The organism is Pseudomonas sp. PS01300 (assembly GCF_029960155.1).
Lineage (GTDB): Bacteria > Pseudomonadota > Gammaproteobacteria > Pseudomonadales > Pseudomonadaceae > Aquipseudomonas > Aquipseudomonas palmensis.
The window spans coordinates 1-18,040 of record NZ_JASCPN010000012.1 but is presented as its reverse complement, the minus strand read 5'-3'; the positions used below and the strand labels follow the sequence as shown (position 1 = coordinate 18,040).

Annotated in this window: 16 protein-coding genes; 4 read left to right on the top strand and 12 right to left on the bottom strand. The window is 65.5% G+C overall.

Annotated elements, in window-relative coordinates:
• Positions 1–58: 58 nt before the first annotated feature.
• The 6 genes from QMX96_RS09005 to QMX96_RS08980 all read right to left on the bottom strand — a co-directional run bounded on the left by QMX96_RS09005 (position 59) and on the right by QMX96_RS08980 (position 6,419).
• Positions 59–1,003, bottom strand: coding sequence for a sigma 54-interacting transcriptional regulator (locus QMX96_RS09005; RefSeq protein ID WP_058541698.1), 945 nt, complete (start codon positions 1,001–1,003; stop codon positions 59–61).
• Positions 1,004–1,069: 66 nt separating this feature from the next.
• A complete protein-coding gene (locus tag QMX96_RS09000; protein ID WP_043859907.1) occupies positions 1,070–1,651 on the bottom strand; it encodes an alpha/beta hydrolase in 582 nt (193 codons plus the stop codon).
• A gap of 226 nt (positions 1,652–1,877) precedes the next feature.
• Positions 1,878–2,279 carry a biopolymer transporter ExbD gene (locus tag QMX96_RS08995; protein WP_043859906.1) on the bottom strand — a complete coding sequence of 134 codons (402 nt, stop codon included), beginning with the start codon at positions 2,277–2,279 and terminating at the stop codon, positions 1,878–1,880.
• Between the two features lies 1 nt (position 2,280).
• The gene (locus QMX96_RS08990; protein ID WP_043859905.1) at positions 2,281–3,003 is read right to left on the bottom strand and encodes a MotA/TolQ/ExbB proton channel family protein; all 723 of its coding nucleotides are present in this window, start codon (positions 3,001–3,003) and stop codon (positions 2,281–2,283) included.
• 29 nt (positions 3,004–3,032) lie between these two features.
• Positions 3,033–3,827 (bottom strand): energy transducer TonB, encoded by a 795-nt coding sequence (locus QMX96_RS08985; RefSeq protein ID WP_282361640.1) that lies wholly within the window; start codon positions 3,825–3,827, stop codon positions 3,033–3,035.
• Positions 3,828–4,079: 252 nt separating this feature from the next.
• A complete protein-coding gene (locus tag QMX96_RS08980) occupies positions 4,080–6,419 on the bottom strand; it encodes a TonB-dependent receptor (protein ID WP_282361639.1) in 2,340 nt (779 codons plus the stop codon).
• Between the two features lie 144 nt (positions 6,420–6,563).
• Between QMX96_RS08980 and QMX96_RS08975 the strand changes: the two genes are divergently transcribed.
• Positions 6,564–7,508: a LysR family transcriptional regulator gene (locus tag QMX96_RS08975; RefSeq protein ID WP_088514085.1), complete on the top strand. Its 945-nt coding sequence runs from the start codon at positions 6,564–6,566 to the stop codon at positions 7,506–7,508.
• Positions 7,509–7,608: 100 nt separating this feature from the next.
• Positions 7,609–9,207 carry an alkaline phosphatase family protein gene (locus QMX96_RS08970; RefSeq protein ID WP_043859901.1) on the top strand — a complete coding sequence of 533 codons (1,599 nt, stop codon included), beginning with the start codon at positions 7,609–7,611 and terminating at the stop codon, positions 9,205–9,207.
• Between the two features lie 119 nt (positions 9,208–9,326).
• Here the strand turns inward: QMX96_RS08970 and QMX96_RS08965 are convergent, their stop codons facing one another.
• From QMX96_RS08965 to dibA, 6 genes are all read right to left on the bottom strand, one after another.
• A complete protein-coding gene (locus QMX96_RS08965; protein WP_054915893.1) occupies positions 9,327–10,316 on the bottom strand; it encodes a sulfate ABC transporter ATP-binding protein in 990 nt (329 codons plus the stop codon).
• Positions 10,317–10,319: 3 nt separating this feature from the next.
• A complete protein-coding gene (cysW, locus tag QMX96_RS08960; RefSeq protein WP_043859899.1) occupies positions 10,320–11,192 on the bottom strand; it encodes a sulfate ABC transporter permease subunit CysW in 873 nt (290 codons plus the stop codon).
• Positions 11,193–11,206: 14 nt separating this feature from the next.
• Entirely contained in the window at positions 11,207–12,025 is an 819-nt protein-coding gene (gene cysT / locus QMX96_RS08955) for a sulfate ABC transporter permease subunit CysT (protein WP_043859898.1), read from the bottom strand.
• Between the two features lie 87 nt (positions 12,026–12,112).
• On the bottom strand, positions 12,113–13,120 hold the full coding sequence (locus tag QMX96_RS08950; RefSeq protein ID WP_043861301.1) for a sulfate ABC transporter substrate-binding protein: 1,008 nt from the start codon (positions 13,118–13,120) through the stop codon (positions 12,113–12,115).
• A 46-nt stretch (positions 13,121–13,166) separates the two neighbouring features.
• Positions 13,167–13,349, bottom strand: a complete 183-nt coding sequence (gene oscA, locus QMX96_RS08945) for a sulfur starvation response protein OscA (protein WP_007941032.1) — start codon at positions 13,347–13,349, stop codon at positions 13,167–13,169.
• Positions 13,350–13,585: 236 nt separating this feature from the next.
• Complete coding sequence (gene dibA, locus QMX96_RS08940) at positions 13,586–15,481, bottom strand: phosphodiesterase DibA (protein WP_043861302.1); 1,896 nt, start codon at positions 15,479–15,481, stop codon at positions 13,586–13,588.
• 150 nt (positions 15,482–15,631) lie between these two features.
• Here dibA and desA point away from each other — a divergent pair, with 150 nt between their 5' ends.
• Positions 15,632–16,816 (top strand): delta-9 fatty acid desaturase DesA, encoded by a 1,185-nt coding sequence (desA, locus tag QMX96_RS08935; RefSeq protein WP_043861303.1) that lies wholly within the window; start codon positions 15,632–15,634, stop codon positions 16,814–16,816.
• Positions 16,817–16,966: 150 nt separating this feature from the next.
• Positions 16,967–17,956 (top strand): sensor domain-containing diguanylate cyclase, encoded by a 990-nt coding sequence (locus QMX96_RS08930; RefSeq protein ID WP_058541701.1) that lies wholly within the window; start codon positions 16,967–16,969, stop codon positions 17,954–17,956.
• Positions 17,957–18,040 lie beyond the last annotated feature (84 nt).

Below are 18,040 nucleotides of genomic sequence, written 5' to 3'. Positions count from 1 at the left end.
TAACAATATCTTTTGCTTAGCTGCTTATTCCATTTTTTGTTGCGCGCCCCGCATGACCTCAGGCGGCCGATTGCGCCAGACGCAACGACACCTGCTGCAGCAAGGCCTGCAACGCACTGCGCTCACCCGGCTGGCCCAGGCGGCAGAGCTGGTCGAGCTGCGTGGCCAGCGCCTGCAGCGGAGTGGGCAGGTTCAGATGCTCGGGCAGTATTTCCTCCCCGCTGCTGACCAGCAGGGCGAAGTGAATGACGTTTTCCAGTTCGCGGGTGTTGCCCGGCCAGCTGTGCAGTTCCAGCACCCGCTGCGCGGCCTCGCTGAGCAGCGGCGGCACGGCCAGGTTCAGGCGCGGGCTGTAGATGCCCACGAAGTACTCGGCCAGCGGCAGGATATCGCCCACCCGCTCGCGCAACGCGGGCAGCTCGAGGCGGCCTTCGTGCAGGTAGTGGTAGAGACGGTCGTGGAACTTGCCGGCGGCCACCGCCTGGGCCAGGTCGATGCTGGAGGCGGCCACCAGGCGCACGTCCACCGGGTTGGGTTGCTGGGCGCCAACGCGGGTGACTTCGCGGTTTTCCAGGGCAGCCAGCAGCTTGACCTGGATCGGCAGCGGCAGGTCGGCGATTTCATCCAGGTACAGCGTGCCGCCGTTGGCCGAGCCGAACCAGCCGGCGCGGCTGCTGGCGGTACCACTGTGGGCGCCGGCGCTGTAGCCGAACAGTTCGGCGTCGGCGTAGGTGGGGCTGATGGCGCCGCAGTTGACCGAGACGAACAGCCCGCCGCGGTCGCTGGCGCGGTGGATCTGCCGGGCCAGCAGCTCCTTGCCGGTGCCGCTTTCGCCGCGGATCAGCACGGGCAAGGCCAGCGGCGCCAGCAGCTCCAGCTCTTCGCGCAGCTGGCGCGAGCGCGGGTCGACGAACACCAGCGCCTTGGCGCGGATGCTCAACGGGCTCTTGTCGCTCTCGGGGAAGGTCAGCAGTGGCTGGCCGTAGGTGTCGTGAAGGCTCATGGCAAACTCCCGCCCGAGCGACTCACGGCGCGGACGTCTTGATGAAAAAGAGGGTAGCGCCCGGGGTCAGGCGCGACGCAGTGCGTGCTGTTCCAGGCGGCTCTGCAGGCGATAGAGGTAGGCAAAGCCCTGCTCCCAGCGCCGGTGTCCAGACTTGACGTTGATATGCCCGGCGCCGCCGAGCACACCGGCTTCTGCGCCCCAGGCGCGAGCCAGTTGCATCGCCCGTGGCGCGCTGACCGCCGGATCGTTGTCGGAGGTGACCACCTGGCTGGGAAACGGCAGCAGGTTCTGCGGAATCGGCGCGAAGTTGCGCAGGGCCGGTGCACAGGCCGGGCGTTCGACGTCGGCCGGGGCCACCAGCAGTGCGCCACGTACCTGCTGCAGCAGGGTTTCGCTGGCGTGGGCGGCCCAATGCGCGACGGTGATGCAGCCCAGGCTGTGGGCGATCAGGATCACCGGCGAGGTGTCGGCGGCGATGGCATGTTCGAGCGCGGCAACCCAGTCTTCACGACGCGGGGTGATCCAGTCGGCCTGTTCGACGCGGGCACTGTTGGGCAGGCTGTTCTGCCAGTGGGTTTGCCAGTGATCGTCTGGCGATCCTTGCCAGCCCGGCACAATCAGGTAACGAATCGACTCATTGCGCATGAGATGCCTCCTGCTGGGTTTGCATTGCATGAGGGCAAGTATAGGGCGGGGGTTATATTCGTAAAGGAATAAGAAGCTATTTATTAATAACCAAAACTGCTTTACGAATACTATGTGCAACCCTGTGGGCGCTGGTATCGGCGCCTTCGGAACGGGCATAAAAAAAGGGGCCGTCCCCTGCCAGGATACGGCCCCCGAATGCGTTGCCCTTACCGTTGCATCGTGCTCAACGCGCGGTGATCACCGAAAGCTTGGTGATCCCCGCCCGCTCGATCGAGGCCATGGCGCGCGCCACTTCCCCATAATTCACACCGTCGTCCGCCTGCAGTTGCACGCGTACCTCCGGGTCCTTGGCCTTGGCCGCCTGCAAGCTGGTCTCCAGCAAGTCCGGCTGGATCTCGTCCTTGTTGATGAACAACTTGCCGCCCCCATCGATGCTCACCACCAGCGGGTCCTTCTGCTCCACCGGGGCCACGGCCTCGGTCTTGGGCAGGCTGATCGGGATCGCGTTGGTCAACAACGGCGCGGTCACGATGAACACCACCAGCAGCACCAGCATCACGTCCACCAGCGGCGTCACGTTGATCTCGCTGAGTACCTCGTCACTGTCCTGGGTAGAAAAGGCCATGTCAGGACGCCTCTTTCACAGGTTGGCCGCTCACTGTTGCAGCTTTGTGAAGCGCAGGGTGCACCAGCACGCGGAAGGCACTCTTCTGCGCCAGGCTGTAGAAGTCGTGGGCAAAGTCGTCGAGGTCGGCCGCCGTGAGTTTCAGGCGACGCAGGAAGTAGTTGTAAACCAGCACCGCCGGCACCGCGACCGCGATCCCCACACCCGTGGCCACCAGCGCCGCACCAATCGGCCCGGCCACGGTTTCCAGGCTCGCCGAGCCCGCCGCACTGATGCCCTTGAGCGCTTCCATGATGCCCCACACGGTACCGAACAGGCCGATGAACGGCGACGTGCTGCCGATACTGGCCACCACCGCCAGGCCGGTTTCCAGCGAGCGGCGCTCACGCACGATCTGCTGGCGCAGGGCGCGTTCGAGGCGGTCCTGGTGGTTGATCGCCTGGCTCAGGTCATTGGCCTGGCCGGGCTCGCCCACCGCGATGGCGGCGTAGCCGGCCTGGGCCACGCGGGCGGCGGCGCCGGGCTGGGTCTGGGTGAGTTCGGCGGCCGAATCAAGGCTTGAGGCCGCCCAGAACTGCTTGTGGAAGCGCTTGTCCTGGTTCTTCAGGCGGGCGAACTGCAAGCCCTTGACCAGGGCCAGGCCCCAGGTCGCGACGGAAAACACCACCAGCAGCCAGATCACCGCGCTTTCGATGGATTCAAGGGGGGATGCCAATACACTCATGATGGTTTCTCTCTGTTAGCGCGAAATTTTTAGCGAATCTTGAAATCGATCGGCACGCTGACCCAGCCCGCCTGGGCCACGTCGCCCTGCTTGGCCGGCACGAAGCTCCAGCGCTTTACCGCCGCCAGCGCGGCATCGTCGAGCTGCTGGCGACCACTGCTCTTCTGCAACTGGATCTCGCCAGGCTTGCCGCTGGGCAACACATGCACCCGCAGCAGCACGGTGCCTTCCCAGCCGCGACGCTGGGCCAGCGACGGGTATTCCGGCGCCGGGTTCTTCAGGTACGCCGCGCTGGCCGAAGCCGGGGTCACCGGCGCCGGGGCAGGTGGCGCAGGCGGGGCGGCAGGTTGTGGCGGTGCCGGCGGCGGCTCGACCGGTTTGGGCGCAGGCTCGGGCTTGGGCACCGGCTTTGGCTTGGGCTTGGGTACCGGCTTGGGCGGTGGCGGCGGCTTGACGGCCAACTCGTCGACCACCGGCGGTGGCGGCTCCACCACAGGCTCGGCCGGCGCCGGGGGCGGCGGCTCGACAACCGGTGGCGCCGGCTGGGAAAACTCGATGGTCATCGGCGGGATTTCCGGTGGAACCACCGGCAACACCGGGGCCGGTGCCTGGCTGACCCAGTAGGCCACGGCACCATGCAGCACCAGCGCGAAAACCCCGAGCAGCACCTTCTCGCGGCCCTTCAAGGCACTACGCGGGGTGCGCTGCAAGCGCTGTTGCGCCAGCGGCAACCGGTGCGGCCGACCGAGGTCGACCAGCTCGCCGCCCGGCGCCTGGCGCCAAAGCACATCGAGAGCACTGGCGGCGGTCTGGACATTACCCATTGATCAACTCCTGGGAGGTTCGGTGCATGTGCATCGAAGGCCGCCCGGTCTGGCCGGCCTTCGCTGAGGTGGATGATCGACGCGTGCTGCTTATCTCTTAAAGTAATCTTTAAAGTTATGGATAGAACCTGATCGCATATACAAAACCGCTGAACCGCTCTAGCCCGCGCCAATCAAGGGCTGGAGGGCATTGCTGATCTGGCAATGCCTTTGCGGCATCGAAAATATTCGCCAAAGGCATCGAAAACCCCCTCAGAAGTCATAGCGACCGGTCACGCCCAGGGTCCGCGGGGTGCCGAGCAGCCCTTCGTAGCCGCCGTTGGCGGCGCTCCACAGGGTGGTGTAGTAGGTCTTGTCGAAGGCGTTCTTCAGCCATAGCGACACGTCCCACTGCCCGCCCCCGGCATCGCCGCGCAGGCCGGTACTGAGGTTGACCACGGCGTAGCTGGGGATCTGCGCGAAGTCCGAGTCCTCGACCGTGCCCACCGCCCTGGAGCGGAACGCATAGCTGGCGGTGACATAGGGCTGCAGGCCGTTGTCCAGGTCCCACTGGTACTGCCCGTTGGCGTTGGCGATCCATTTGGAGGCGCCGACCACCTGATGCCCGCTGAGGTCGCAGGCGGCCGGGGCACCCGGTTGCAGAGCCACCTCCGGCGCGCACGGGGCGTCCTTGTAGGCGAGGTAGCGCACGTCGTTGAACGAGCCGTTGAGGTTCAGCGTAAGGCCGCGCAGCGGCACCAGGGTGCTGTCGAACTCGACCCCGCGTGAGCGCACCGAGCCTGCGTTGGTCAGGTACTGCACGCGGTTGGCGTCGTCGTAGGCGTTGGTCTGGTAGCCGTTGACCTGGGTCCAGAACAGGTTGGCGTTCAGTTGCAGGCGGCGGTCCCACAGGGTGCTCTTGAAGCCCAGTTCGGCGTTGTTGGCGCGCTCGGTGCCGATCAGCAACGAGTCGGCGCCAGCCACCGGTGCGGTGCCCACCGCCAGGTTGACCCCGCCGGACTTCTCGCCGTGGGACAGCGTGGCGTAGCCCAGCAGGTCGTCGGTGAAGCGGTAACTGAGGTTGAGCAGGCCCGAGGGGCTGGTGCTGTACTGGTTGAGGTCGCCCGAGTCATACGCACCGGCCCGTCCCTGGCGTACCGCTGCCGCCGCCCCGCTGACCGCAGCGCCGCCCACCGGGGCGCTGCGGTTGACCCAGGCGCTTTTCTCTTCGTAGGTGCCGCGTATCCCGGCGGTGAAGTCCAGGCGCGGGGTGAGGTGCCAGGTGCCCTGACCGAACAGGGCGAAGCTGTCGGTCTTGATGTGCCCCTTGCCCACCGAGCTGACGTTGGCCAGCGCACCGGTCGGCGTGCCGTTCCACACGTCGGCCTGGGGGCCGTAGAAGGCGAAGGACTTGTTGTCCAGGTTGGAGCCGAAGTAGTACGCGCCCAGTACGTAGTCGAAGAAGCCGCCCGTGGGCGAGGCCAGGCGAAATTCCTGGGAGTACTGCTTGTCTTGCACCGACACCCCGGCGTTGTAGGTCGCCGGCACATCCAGGCCGTCGTCGTTGCGCGGGGTGAAGTCCCACCAGCGGTAGCTGCTGATGGAGGTCAGGGTGAAGTCGTTGTCCAGGGTCCAGTTGGCCTCCAGCGAGGTGCCGCCCTGGAACACCGTGACCTTCTGGTCGTCGTCCAGGTTGACCTTGCGGTGGCGGCCGTCGACCAGCGTGGCGCCGGCCGCCGCCGCACGGTTTTCATAGCGGTTGACGCCGTTGATGGTCGGCCCGGTGCTGTACAGCACGCGGGTGCCGGCGCTGGAGTCTTCCTCGTTGTAGTCGCCGATCCAGCGCAGGTTGAACTGCTCGCCGGGCTTGTACAGCAGTTGCCCGCGAAAGCCCTGGCGCTCGCCACCGTTGAGGGTGTGGCCGTCGTGCTCGTTGCTGATGTCGCCGTCGCTGCGCGTGCGGTAGGCCGAGAAGCGGCCGGCCAGGGTCTCGGTGAGCGGGCCGGAAAGCGTGCCCTTGGTCTGGAAGTAGCCGTCCTCGCCCACCGAGGCCTCGATGCTGCGCTCGGGGGTGAAGCTGGGCGCACGGGTGCTGATGTTGATGACCCCCGCAGTGGTGTTCTTGCCGAACAGGGTGCCCTGGGGGCCGCGCAGCACTTCGAGCTGCTCGATGTCCATGAGGTCGAACACCGCCATGCCGGGGCGGCCGAGGTAGACGTTGTCCAGGTACAGCCCCACGCTGCCTTCCAGGCCGTCGCTGGCCGGGTTGTTGCCCAGGCCGCGGATCGACACGCTGGACTGGCGCGCATGCATGTAGGCCACGTTGACGCTGGGCACCAACTGCTGAAGGTCCTGGATGCGGTACACGCGCTGGCTTTCCAGGGCCTGGCCGTCGAGCACGCTCATCGGCGTGGGCACGTCCTGGGCGCTCTCTTCACGTCGGCGCGCAGTCACGGTGACGGCCTTGAGCTGGCTGTCGGGCTTGACCTCGGGCGCCGCCTCGGTGGCCGCCTGGGCCGGCAGCCAATGCGCGCTGCCGGCCAGCAGCAAGGCCAGCGGCAGGCGCTTGAGCCGTCGGGAAGACAAGGGTGCGGCGGGGGAAGACGGGCGCATGGGCGGCTCCTGGGCAAGGAATTGATATTCCTTAAAGTTATTTATTTATGATTTCACATATGTTTACTGCATAAGAGATTGCCTTTATAAGGAGTGCAGCCGAGGCAGAGCAAATGCATTTGCCCGATACTTTTCATGTGAAAAATGCATATCGACCTACGCCAGCTTCGCCACCTGATCGCGCTTGCCGAGCACCGCAGCTTCGTGGCGGCGGCGAACGCGGTGAGCCTTTCGCAATCGGCCTTCAGCCGTAGCATCCAGGCCCTGGAACACAGCGCCGGGTGCCTGCTGGTGGACCGGTCGAGCAAGGAGCTGGCGCCGACCAAACAGGGCCTGGTGGTGCTCGAACATGCACGCCGGCTGGTCAGCGGCGCGCATCAGTTGAGCAACGAGATCAGCCAGTTCAACGGCCTGGAGGCCGGCGAGCTGCGCTTTGGCTGCGGCCCGGCGCCGGCCGCCGGGCTGGTGCCGCGTGCCATCGGCACGTTCATCGGGCGCTACCCCAGGGCACGGGTGCGCTTTCAGGTGGATGACTGGCAGAACCTGGACAAGCGCCTGCTGGCCGAGGAGTTCGAGTTCTTCGTGGCCGACACCCGCCGCTTCGAGGCCGACCCGGCCTACCACACCGTGCGCCTGCGCCCGCGCCGCTGGCACTTCTGCTGCCGCGCCGCGCACCCGCTGGCGCAACTGCCGAACGTCAGCGCCGAGCAACTGCTGGCCTACCCCCTGGCGGTGACCCTGCGCCCGCCCAACCTGCGCAAGGTGATCAGCGACCTGAGCGGGCGCCCGGACTTCACCGCCAGCGTCGAGTGCGAGAACGGCTACAGCCTGCTGGGGGTGGTGCTGAACTCCGACGCGATCGGCATCTGCAGCGCCAACAGCGATGCGCTGCACAGCGCAGCCCAGCAACTGGTGCGCCTGAACATCGACGGCCTGCACGACGACTGCGAGGAGCTGTACACCCGCTACGGCATCGTCAGCCGTGCGCGCCAGCGCCTGTCGCCGCTGGCCGAGGCAATGATCGCGCAGATCGTCGCCACCGATCAGGCCGACCAGGACCTGTGCAACCTGGAGCGCCTGGCCATCTGAGGTGTTGCGCCGGGCGCATCGAAGGTATTCGGCAAATGCGCTTGTGGTCGCGTGGCGTGCAGGGCGAAATCACCCACCAGACTTTCAACCGGTGAGCGCCATGACCCAACCTGCCCCCGTGCGCAACGTGCTGTACATCATGTGCGACCAGCTGCGTCGCGATTACCTGTCGTGCTACGGCCACCCGCACCTGCACACGCCCAACATCGACCGCCTGGCCGCTGCCGGGGTGCGCTTCAGCCGCGCCTACACCCAAGGCACCATCTGCGGGCCGTCGCGCATGTCGGCGTACACCGGGCGCTATGTGAGCAGCCACCAGGTGGCCTGGAACAGCGTGCCGCTGCCGCTGGAGGAGCTGACCCTGGGCGACTACCTGCGCCCGGCCGGCATCCGCACCGCGCTGGTGGGCAAGACCCACGCCACGCCGAACCTTCAGGCGCAGCAGCAGCTGGGCATCGACGCCGACATGGCCAGGCAGCTCGATGAAGTGGGTTTCGAAGCCTATGTGCGCCATGACGGTATCTACCCCGACGACCCGCAGTTCGCCGACAAGCGCGAGAGCGCGCCATACACCCGTTACCTGCGCGAACACGGCTATGGCGGCGACAACCCCTGGCACGACTGGGCCAATGCGGCGCAGGGCGAAGACGGCGAGGTGCTCAGCGGCTGGCACATGCGCCACGCCGACCGCCCCACGCGCCTGCCCGAGCAGCATTCGGAGACGGTGTACACCACCGACCGCGCCATCGACTTCATCACCGAACAGGGCGAGCAGCCGTGGTGCCTGCACCTGTCGTACATCAAGCCGCACTGGCCGTACATCGCGCCGGCGCCGTACCACGCGCTGTATGGCGCGGCGCAGGTGCTGCCGGCGGTGCCGGGCGGGCGCAGCGATCACCCGGTGTATGGCGCGTTCCGCCAGCATCAGGAGAGCGTGAACTTCTCCCGCGAGGAGGTGCGCCTGAAGGTGATCCCCACCTACATGGGGCTTATCAGGCAGGTGGACGACCAGCTCGGACGGCTGTTCGAAGTGCTTCGACGCACCGGGCGCTGGGACGACACGCTGATCGTGTTCACCAGCGACCACGGTGATTTTCTGGGCGACCACGGGCTGGGGGAGAAGGAGTTTCTGCTGGAGCAGGCGGTGGGAGTGCCGTTGATCGTGCGCGACCCGCGTGGGGCGGCAGATGCCACCCGCGGCACGGTGGATGCGCGGCTGGTGGAGACCATCGATGCGCTGCCGACGTTTCTGGACGCACTGGGATTGCCAGGGGCCGAGCATCGGCTGGAGGGGCGGTCACTGGTACCGTTGCTGCACGGTACGGCGCAGGGATGGCGCGAATACGCGATTGCCGAGTACGACTATGCGTTCCAGACCCCGGCGCGGGAGCGGCTGGGGCAGCCGATCGACCGTTGCCGCATGACCATGGTGCGCAGCGAGCGCTTCAAGTACATCGCGTATGACGGCTTCAGGGCGCAGCTGTTCGACCTGCAGGAAGACCCGCAGGAGCGGCACGACCTGGGCGATGATCCGGCGCATGCCGGCGTGCGCGAGGTGCATCAGGGATACCTGTTGCAGTGGCTGCGCGGGCTCAAGCGCCGCACCACGATCAGCCATGCGGAGATCGAGCGGCGGGGGGAGCGGTTTCGCTACGGGGAGCCGCAGGCGGACAGCGTGGTGAAGATCGGGGTGTGGTGAGGCGGGCCGCTTCGCGGCCCATCGCGGGTCAAGCCCGCTCCCACAGGGATATCACTGATCCAAGGGGCAGTGGAGTACCTGTGGGAGCGGGCTTGACCCGCGATGAGGCCCGTAAGGCCTCAGATATTGCCGACCTTCTGCCACACCTTCGGCTTGAAGAACAACGTCTCGCCACGGGCCAACCCGGTCAGGCTGTCGTGATCCTTGACCACCTCGGCCTCGATCAGCTCGCTCTGCCCTTCCACCTTCAGCGTCACCCGCGTGGTCGCGCCCAACGGGCGTATGTCACGCACTTCAGCTGCGTGGTGGCCTTCCACCTCCTGCCGCGACAGCGACACTTCGTGCGGACGGAACAGCACGTGCTGGTCCTCGCTCAGGTGCAGGCGGTTGGAGTCGCCCAGAAAGTGGTAGACGAAGTCGCTGGCCGGGTTCTCGTATACCTCGCCCGGCGAGCCGATCTGCTCGATCACGCCCTTGTTCATCACCACGATACGGTCGGCCACTTCCATGGCTTCTTCCTGGTCGTGGGTCACGAACACCGAGGTCAGGTTGATGTCTTCGTGCAACCGCGCCAGCCAGCGACGCAGCTCCTTGCGCACCTTGGCGTCCAGCGCACCGAACGGCTCGTCCAGCAGCAGCACCTTGGGCTCTACCGCCAGCGCCCGCGCCAGGGCGATACGCTGGCGCTGGCCACCGGACAGTTGCTCGGGGTAGCGGTCGCTGAGCCAGTCCAGCTGCACCATGTTCAGCAGCTCGTGGACCTTCTCGGCAATGCGCGTCTCGTTCGGGCGCTCGCCCTTGGGCTTCATGCGCAGGCCGAAGGCGACGTTGTCGAACACGCTCATGTGGCGAAACAGCGCGTAGTGCTGGAACACGAAGCCGACGTTGCGATCACGCACGTCGTGCCCCGACACGTCCTCGCCATGGAACACGATGCTGCCCTGGTCCGGCGTCTCGAGCCCGGCGATGATGCGCAGCAGGGTGGTCTTGCCGCAGCCGGACGGGCCCAGCAGCGCTACCAGCTCGCCGCTGTGGATATCCAGGTTGATGCTGTCCAGGGCCTGGAAAGCGTTGAAGCGCTTGCTGACGTTACGAACTTCGATCGACATGAATTATTCCTCCGCGGCGCTGTGGCGCAGGCGGTTAATGCGGGACTCGCTCCACTGCTTGAGCAGCAGGATGAAGAGCGCCAGGATCAGCAGCAGGCTGGCCACGCTGAAGGCCGCGACATGGTTGTATTCGTTGTAGAGGATCTCGACATGCAGCGGCAAGGTGTTGGTCACCCCGCGAATATGCCCGGACACCACCGACACCGCACCGAACTCGCCCATCGCGCGCGCCGTGCACAGCACCACGCCATAGATCAGGCCCCATTTGATGTTGGGTACGGTGACGTGCCAGAACATCTGCCAGCCGTTGGCCCCGAGCAGGCGTGCGGCCTCCTCTTCCTGGGTGCCCTGCTCCTGCATCAGCGGGATCAGCTCGCGCGCCACGAACGGCACGGTGACGAAGATGGTCGCCAGCACGATGCCGGGCAGGGCGAACACAATCTGGATGTCATGGTCCTGCAGCCACGGGCCGAAGAAGCCCTGGGCACCGAACATCAGCACGTAGACAAGACCGGCGATCACCGGCGACACCGAGAACGGCAGGTCGATCAGGGTCACCAGGATGCTCTTGCCGGGGAAGCTGTACTTGCTCACGCACCACGCCGCGCTGACCCCGAACACCAGGTTCAGCGGCACCGAGATGGCCACCGCGATCAGGGTGAGCTTGAGCGCCGACAGCGCGTCGGGCTCGAAGATCGCCTCGAAGAAGGTGCCCAGGCCCATCTTCAGGCCCTGGGACACCACGATGAACAGCGGCAGCAGCAGAAACAGCGCGAAGATCAGCCAGCCGAGGCCGATCAGCACGCGCCGTGAAATCGCGCTGCCACGGCGGGCAGCGTTGGCCGAAGCGGCCACACCAACAGATGATGCAGACATGGGTCAGGCCTCCTTCACGGGGTTTCGATGCGCCGCTGCAACAGGTTGATCAGCAGCAGCAGGATGAAGGAAACCACCAGCATCATCACGCCGATGGCAGTGGCGCCGGTGTAGTCGTACTGGTCGAGCTTGACCATGATCAGCAACGGCAGGATCTCGGTCTTCATCGGCATGTTGCCGGCGATGAAGATCACCGAACCGTACTCGCCCACACCCCGTGCGAAGGCCAGCGCGAAGCCGGTCAGCCAGGCCGGCAGCAGCGCCGGCGCCAGCACGTAGCGGAACACCTGCAGCGGCTTGGCCCCCAGGCACGCGGCGGCCTCTTCGACCTCGCGCGGGATGTCGGCCAGCACCGGCTGCACCGTGCGCACCACGAACGGCAGGGTCACGAAGGTCAGCGCCAGGGTGATGCCCAGCGGCGTGTAGGCGATCTTGAAGCCCAGGTCGGTGGCGAACTGGCCCACCAGACCGGACGGCGCATACAGCGCGGTCAGGGCGATGCCGGCCACCGCGGTGGGCAGGGCGAACGGCAGGTCGATCATCGCATCGATGACCTTGCGCCCTGGGAAGGTGTAGCGCACCAGCACCCAGGCCAGCAGCGTGCCGATCACGCCGTTGATCAGCGCCGCATAGAACGCGGTGCTGAAGCTGAGCTTGAGCGCGGCCAGCACCCGGGGTGCGGTGACGATGGTCCAGAACTGGTCCCAGGTGAGCTGGGCGGCATGGATGAACATGGCCGCCAGCGGTATGAGCACTATCAGGCTGAGGTACACCAAGGTGTAGCCCAGCGTCAGCCCGAAGCCGGGTATGACGGGGGAGATACGACGCGACATAGAAGTCCCTGGTTTAACGCACGAAGCCCGAGACGAATCCCGGGCCCATGCTGGCTACTGAATGGCGATTATCCTAACGGCCACGCATCACTGCGCCGTGTAGATCTGGTCGAACACACCACCATCGTTGAAGAACTTGGGCTGCGCAGTTTTCCAGCCACCGAAGTCTTTGTCGATAGTCACCAGTTCGAGTTTAGGGAACTGCTTGGCGTATTCGGCAGCGACCTTCTCGTCACGCGGGCGGTAGAAGTTCTCGGCGGCGATCTTCTGGCCGGCCGGGCTGTACAGGTACTTGAGGTATTCGGTGGCGATCGCGGTATTGCCCTTTTTCTCGGCGTTCTTGTCCACCACCGCCACCGGCGGCTCGGCCAGGATCGACAGCGACGGCACGACGATGTCGAACTTGTCGGCGCCACCGTCTTCCTTGAGGGCCAGGAAGGCTTCGTTTTCCCAGGCCAGCAGCACGTCGCCCTGACCGTTGTTGACGAAGGTGATGGTCGAGCCGCGGGCGCCGGTGTCCAGTACCGGCACGTGCTTGAACAGCTCCTGCACGTATTCCTGGGCCTTGGCTTCGCTGCCGCCGGCCTTCAGGCCGTAGGCCCAGGCGGCGAGGAAGTTCCAGCGCGCGCCACCGGAGGTTTTCGGGTTGGGCGTGATCACCGACACGTCCTTCTTGATCAGGTCGCCCCAGTCCTTGATGCCCTTGGGGTTGCCCTTGCGCACCAGGAACACGATGGTCGAGGTGTACGGGGTGCTGGCGTCGGGCAGGCGGGTCTGCCAGTTCTCCGGCAGGGTCTTGCCGAGCTTGGCGATTTCGTCGATGTCGCCGGCCAGGGCCAGGGTCACCACGTCGGCGCGCAGGCCGTCGATCACCGCACGGCCCTGCTTGCCCGAGCCACCGTGGGACTGCTGGATCTTGACCTTGTCGTCCGGGTGCGCCTGTTGCCAGTGCTTGATGAATTCGGCGTTGTACTGCTGATACAGCTCGCGGGTGGGGTCATAGGACACGTTCAACAGCTCGTAGTCCTTGGCGATGGCGGAACCGGCAAACACGGCACTGGCCAGTGCGGCCAGGGCATAACGGCGGATGGACATGGTGAAGCTCCCGATTGGCGTATTTTTTTCTAATTAGAGGGCTGAATCAGCTGGGCTTGTTGCCTGGATTCTGCAGGCGGAATTTTTCCTTGCGTTCGATCTGCACGACCTGGGCGTTGTGCACGGTGATTTCCACCGCGCCGAAACGCAGGTCGCGCAATGCGCTCTGGATCTCGCGCAGAATGGTGGCTTCGTCCTGTCCGTCAACGCTACGCAGAGATGCGCTCATGCTCGTGCTCCTGGAAATAAGGGGTGCCGTGCAGCTGCATCTGAAGGGGACGACTGCGCCTGGCTTGAGGGCAATCTTAGAGAGGGTGGAATATTCTTAAAAATACTATTTAAGAATTTTTATATAACTAAAAAGTGTAGAGGCGGGCTGCTTTGCAGCCCATCGCGGGTCAAGCCCGCTCCCACAAGGTTCTCCACCGGCCCCTGTGGGAGCGGGCTTGCCCCGCGAAAGGGCCCTCAGGACCAGCGCAGTTGCTGCGCAGGCACCGGTCGACCGTACCAGTAGCCCTGGCCCATGTCGCACTGCTGCTCCAGCAGGAAGCGCGCCTGCTCGGCCTCTTCGATGCCCTCGGCCTGGATCTGCATGCCCATGCTGCGCGCCAGGGCGATGATCACCCGCACGATGGCGACGTCATCATCGTCATGGGGCAGGCCCGCCACGAAGCCCTGGTCGATCTTGAGCTTCTGCACCGGCAGGCGCTTGAGCCGCAGCAGCGAGGAGTAACCGGTACCGAAATCGTCGATGGCCAGTTGCAGGCCCAGCTCGCGCAGGCGGTGCAACTGCTCCAGCGCCACCTCGGGGTCTTCCATCACCGCGCTTTCGGTCACCTCGACCTCCAGCCGCGCCGGGTCCAGCCCGGTGTCGTGCAGCACCTGGGCCACCAGCTGGTACAGGCTGCGCTTGCCGAACAGGCGGCTGGACACGTTGACCGCGACAAACCTCAGGGCCTTGCCCTCGGCCTGCCACTGCACCATCTGCTGGCAGGCCTGGCGCATCACCCAGGTGTCGATCTCGGCAATCAGCCCGGTGCGTTCGGCAATCGGGATGAACTCGCCCGGCGGCACCAGCCCGCGCTCGGGGTGCTGCCAGCGCACCAGTGCCTCGACGCCGATCATGGCGCCGGTGAGCAGGTCGTGCACCGGCTGGTAGTACACCCGCAGCTCCTGCTGCTCCAGGGCCCGGCGCAACTCGCCGGCCGTCTCGACCCGCTGCTGGGCATGGGCGGTCAGCTCCTCGGTGTACAGGGCGTACCCCGAGCGGCCATTGCCCTTGGCCTTGAACAGCGCCGAGTCGGCGTTGCGCAGCAATTGCTCGGCGCTCAGCGCATCGCTGGGGAACAGGCTGATGCCGATGCTGACGCTGGTGAACAGGCGATGGTGGTCGAGCTCGAACGGCTCCTTGAGGCAATCGATGATGCCTTGCGCCAGGGCAGCGGCCTGGCCGACCTGGGCGCAGTTCTCGGACAGCACGGCAAACTCGTCGCCGCCCAGCCGCGCCAGGGTCATGCCGGTGCCCAGCTGGGCCAGCAGGCGTTCGCTCACGGCCTTGAGCAACTGGTCGCCGGTGTTGTGGCCGAGGCTGTCGTTGATGCTCTGGAAGTGGTCCAGGTCCAGCAGCAACAGGGCACAGCCGCGCTTGTTGGCCTGGGCCGCAGCCAGGGTCTGCTTGACCCGGTCGTTGAACAGCAGGCGGTTGGGCAGGTCGGTGAGCGGGTCGTGGTGCACCAGGTGCGCCAGCTCGCGCTCGGTGTGCTTGATCGCGCTGATGTCGCTGAACACCGCCACGTAGTGGGTCAGCTGGCCACTGTCGTCGTGAATGGCGCAGATGGTCTGCCACTGCGGGTAGATCTCGCCGTTCTTGCGCCGGTTCCAGATTTCGCCGCTCCATTCGCCCTTCTCGGCCAGGGTGGCGAATATCTGCTGGTAGAACGCGGTGTCGTGGCGGCCCGACTTGAACTTGCTCGGGCGCTGGCCCAGCACCTCGTCCTTCTGGTAGCCGGTGATCTGCATGAACGCCCGGTTGACGTGCACGATCAGGCCGTCGCGGTCGCTCACCAGCACCCCTTCGAGGGTGCTGTCGAACACCGCTGCGGCCATGCGCAGGCGCTCGCGGTCCTCGCGGCGCAGGCGCGCGCCCACGCCGATGAAATTGAGCAGGCGCCAGCGCGACACGAAGATCAGCGCAGCGCTGCAGCCCATCCACGCGTAGGCGTTGATCAGCTCCCAGCGTGCCAGCTGGGCGGGATCATCGAAAAGATTGCTCAGTATTTGATCAGACAGCACCAACCACATGACCGACAGCACCAGATACAGCGCGGACATACGCAGGGCGTCTCGAACGGATACAGACATAGAGTCGCTGGAACCCAGGGCAAAATGATGGCCATTATAGGGGTAGAAATATCCCGTGACCTCCTATCTAAAACGCCGACTGGTTTTATTTAGTAGGGTAGGGATAATACTTTGCGCTGTTTCTTTCGCTTTACGAGGGCCCACCCGCCTATGTGGTACAACGGTTTTCTCGACCTGTCAGCCTGGCAACTGCTGGCCGTCACCCTGCTGATGACCCACGTGACGATCGTCGCGGTCACGGTTTATCTGCACCGCTATTCCGCGCACCGCTCCCTGGAGCTCAATGCCGGGCTCAAGCACTTCTTCCGCTTCTGGCTGTGGCTGACCACGGCGCAGAACACCCGCGAATGGACCGCCATCCACCGCAAGCACCACGCCAAGTGCGAAACCGTCGACGACCCGCACAGCCCGGTCATCAAGGGCCTGTCCACGGTGCTGCGCAAGGGTGCCGAGCTGTACCGCGAAGAGGCGCAGAACCCCGAGACCCTGCGCATCTACGGCAAGAACTGCCCCGAGGACTGGATCGAACGCAACCTGTACTCGCGCTACAAGCTGGGCGGCATCGCGCTGATGGCGCTGATCGACGTGCTGCTGTTCGGCACCATCGGCATCACCATCTGGGCAGTGCAGATGATGTGGATTCCGTTCTGGGCCGCCGGCGTGGTCAACGGCCTGGGCCACGCGGTGGGCTACCGCAACTTCGAATGCCGCGATGCCGCCACCAACCTGGTGCCGTGGGGCATCATCATCGGCGGCGAAGAGCTGCACAACAACCACCACACCTACCCCAACTCGGCCAAGCTTTCGGTCAGGCGCTGGGAGTTCGACATGGGCTGGGCGTGGATCAAGCTGTTCACCTGGCTGCGCCTGGCCAAGGTGCAGCGCGTGGCACCCATCGCGCACCGCGTCGAGGGCAAGGGCCAGCTCGACATGGACACCGCCATGGCGATCCTCAACAACCGCTTCCAGATCATGGCGCAGTACCGCAAGCTGGTGATCGCGCCGCTGGTCAAGCAGGAGCTGATGCGCGTGGACGACTCGGTGCGCCACCAGTTCCGCCGCGCCAAGCGCCTGCTTTCGCGTGAGCCGAGCCTGCTCGAAGACCGCCACCACCAGCGCATCGAGTCGATGCTGGCGCACAGCCAGGCACTCAAGACCATCTACGAGAAGCGCCTGGCCCTGCAGCAGATCTGGGCACGCACCAGTGCCAACGGCCACGACATGCTGGCCGCGATGAAGGACTGGGTACACGAGGCCGAGGCCAGCGGTATCCAGTCGCTGCGCGACTTCGCCGCACAGCTCAAGACCTATTCGCTGCGCCCTGCCCTGGCCTGACGCCGTTGATCGGCGCGCCCCGTCCTGGGGCGTGCCTGAGGAACTCTCCCTTCGAATTTCACTCTGACTGGCATATCGCCCGCGTGGCGGGCCGTGTCAGGCCGCACGCCCTTCGCCTTTCGATTCCGCTTTTCGAGACGCTTCGTGCACATGGTCAACAAGAACCCGCCGTCCCCGTCGTTCAGCCCACCGTCGCATCCCGCGCACACCTTGCTGGCCCTGCTGCATGCCCAGGGTGAAGTCGCGCGCCTGAGCGAGCGCGAGCAGCTGTTCAGCTCGCTGCTGGACAGTGTCAACGCGGTGCTCTGGGCCATGGATTGGGAAACCCGGCGCGTGCTGTACGTGAGCCCGGCCTACGAGCGGATTTTCGGGCGCTCGGCCGGTCTGCTGCTGGCCGATCACAACGAGTGGCGCGACAGCATCTACCCCGACGACCTGGAGTACGCCGAACGCAGCCTGGCCGAGGTGCTGGTCAAGGGCGCGGTGGAAGACCGCGAGTACCGCATCATCGCCGCCGACGGGCAGGTGCGCTGGCTCAGCGACAAGTGCTTCATCAACCAGCAGGCCGACAGCGCACAGGGCGTGATCGTGGTCGGCATGGCCGAGGACATCACCGAAAAGAAGCAGCTCGAAGGCGAGTTGCAGCGCCTGGCTACCACCGACGTGCTGACCCAGAGCAGCAACCGCCGGCACTTTTTCGAATGCGCGCACCACACCTTCGAAAAGGCACGCCAGGAGCAGGCGCCGATGGCGTTCCTGCTGCTGGACATCGATGACTTCAAGCAGGTCAACGACACCTACGGGCACCAGACGGGTGATCAGGTGCTGCAACGCATCGCCGACAGCGGCAAGGCGGTGCTGCGCCGTGGCGACCTGTTCGGGCGCATTGGCGGCGAAGAGTTCGCGGCGGTGTTTCCCGGGTGCACGCCGGAGCTGGCGCTGCAGGTGGCGCAGCGTCTGCAGCGCGAGATCCAGCGCCTTAGCTTCAGCCAGGACGAACAGGTGTTCGGGGTGACGGTGAGCCAGGGGCTGACCGGCATCGATGAGGAGGATGAAGTGCTCGACAGCCTGTTCGCACGGGCGGATGCGGCGATGTATCAGGCCAAGCGGCAGGGCAAGAACCAGATTGTCAGGGGCTGAAACGTCCGGCGCCTGAGCCGGCCCCATCGCGGGCCAAGCCCGCTCCCACAGGTTTACCAGGGCCCTGTGGGAGCGGGCTTGGCC

Bases quoted from the DNA above. Each gene is read 5' to 3' on its own strand.
- QMX96_RS09005 (WP_058541698.1), bottom strand. From the start codon at position 1,003: ATGAGCCTTCACGACACCTACGGCCAGCCACTGCTGACCTTCCCCGAG.
- QMX96_RS09000 (WP_043859907.1), bottom strand. From the start codon at position 1,651: ATGCGCAATGAGTCGATTCGTTACCTGATTGTGCCGGGCTGGCAAGGA.
- QMX96_RS08995 (WP_043859906.1), bottom strand. From the start codon at position 2,279: ATGGCCTTTTCTACCCAGGACAGTGACGAGGTACTCAGCGAGATCAAC.
- QMX96_RS08990 (WP_043859905.1), bottom strand. From the start codon at position 3,003: ATGAGTGTATTGGCATCCCCCCTTGAATCCATCGAAAGCGCGGTGATC.
- QMX96_RS08985 (WP_282361640.1), bottom strand. From the start codon at position 3,827: ATGGGTAATGTCCAGACCGCCGCCAGTGCTCTCGATGTGCTTTGGCGC.
- QMX96_RS08980 (WP_282361639.1), bottom strand. From the start codon at position 6,419: ATGCGCCCGTCTTCCCCCGCCGCACCCTTGTCTTCCCGACGGCTCAAG.
- QMX96_RS08975 (WP_088514085.1), top strand. From the start codon at position 6,564: ATGCATATCGACCTACGCCAGCTTCGCCACCTGATCGCGCTTGCCGAG.
- QMX96_RS08970 (WP_043859901.1), top strand. From the start codon at position 7,609: ATGACCCAACCTGCCCCCGTGCGCAACGTGCTGTACATCATGTGCGAC.
- QMX96_RS08965 (WP_054915893.1), bottom strand. From the start codon at position 10,316: ATGTCGATCGAAGTTCGTAACGTCAGCAAGCGCTTCAACGCTTTCCAG.
- cysW (WP_043859899.1), bottom strand. From the start codon at position 11,192: ATGTCTGCATCATCTGTTGGTGTGGCCGCTTCGGCCAACGCTGCCCGC.
- cysT (WP_043859898.1), bottom strand. From the start codon at position 12,025: ATGTCGCGTCGTATCTCCCCCGTCATACCCGGCTTCGGGCTGACGCTG.
- QMX96_RS08950 (WP_043861301.1), bottom strand. From the start codon at position 13,120: ATGTCCATCCGCCGTTATGCCCTGGCCGCACTGGCCAGTGCCGTGTTT.
- oscA (WP_007941032.1), bottom strand. From the start codon at position 13,349: ATGAGCGCATCTCTGCGTAGCGTTGACGGACAGGACGAAGCCACCATT.
- dibA (WP_043861302.1), bottom strand. From the start codon at position 15,481: ATGTCTGTATCCGTTCGAGACGCCCTGCGTATGTCCGCGCTGTATCTG.
- desA (WP_043861303.1), top strand. From the start codon at position 15,632: ATGTGGTACAACGGTTTTCTCGACCTGTCAGCCTGGCAACTGCTGGCC.
- QMX96_RS08930 (WP_058541701.1), top strand. From the start codon at position 16,967: ATGGTCAACAAGAACCCGCCGTCCCCGTCGTTCAGCCCACCGTCGCAT.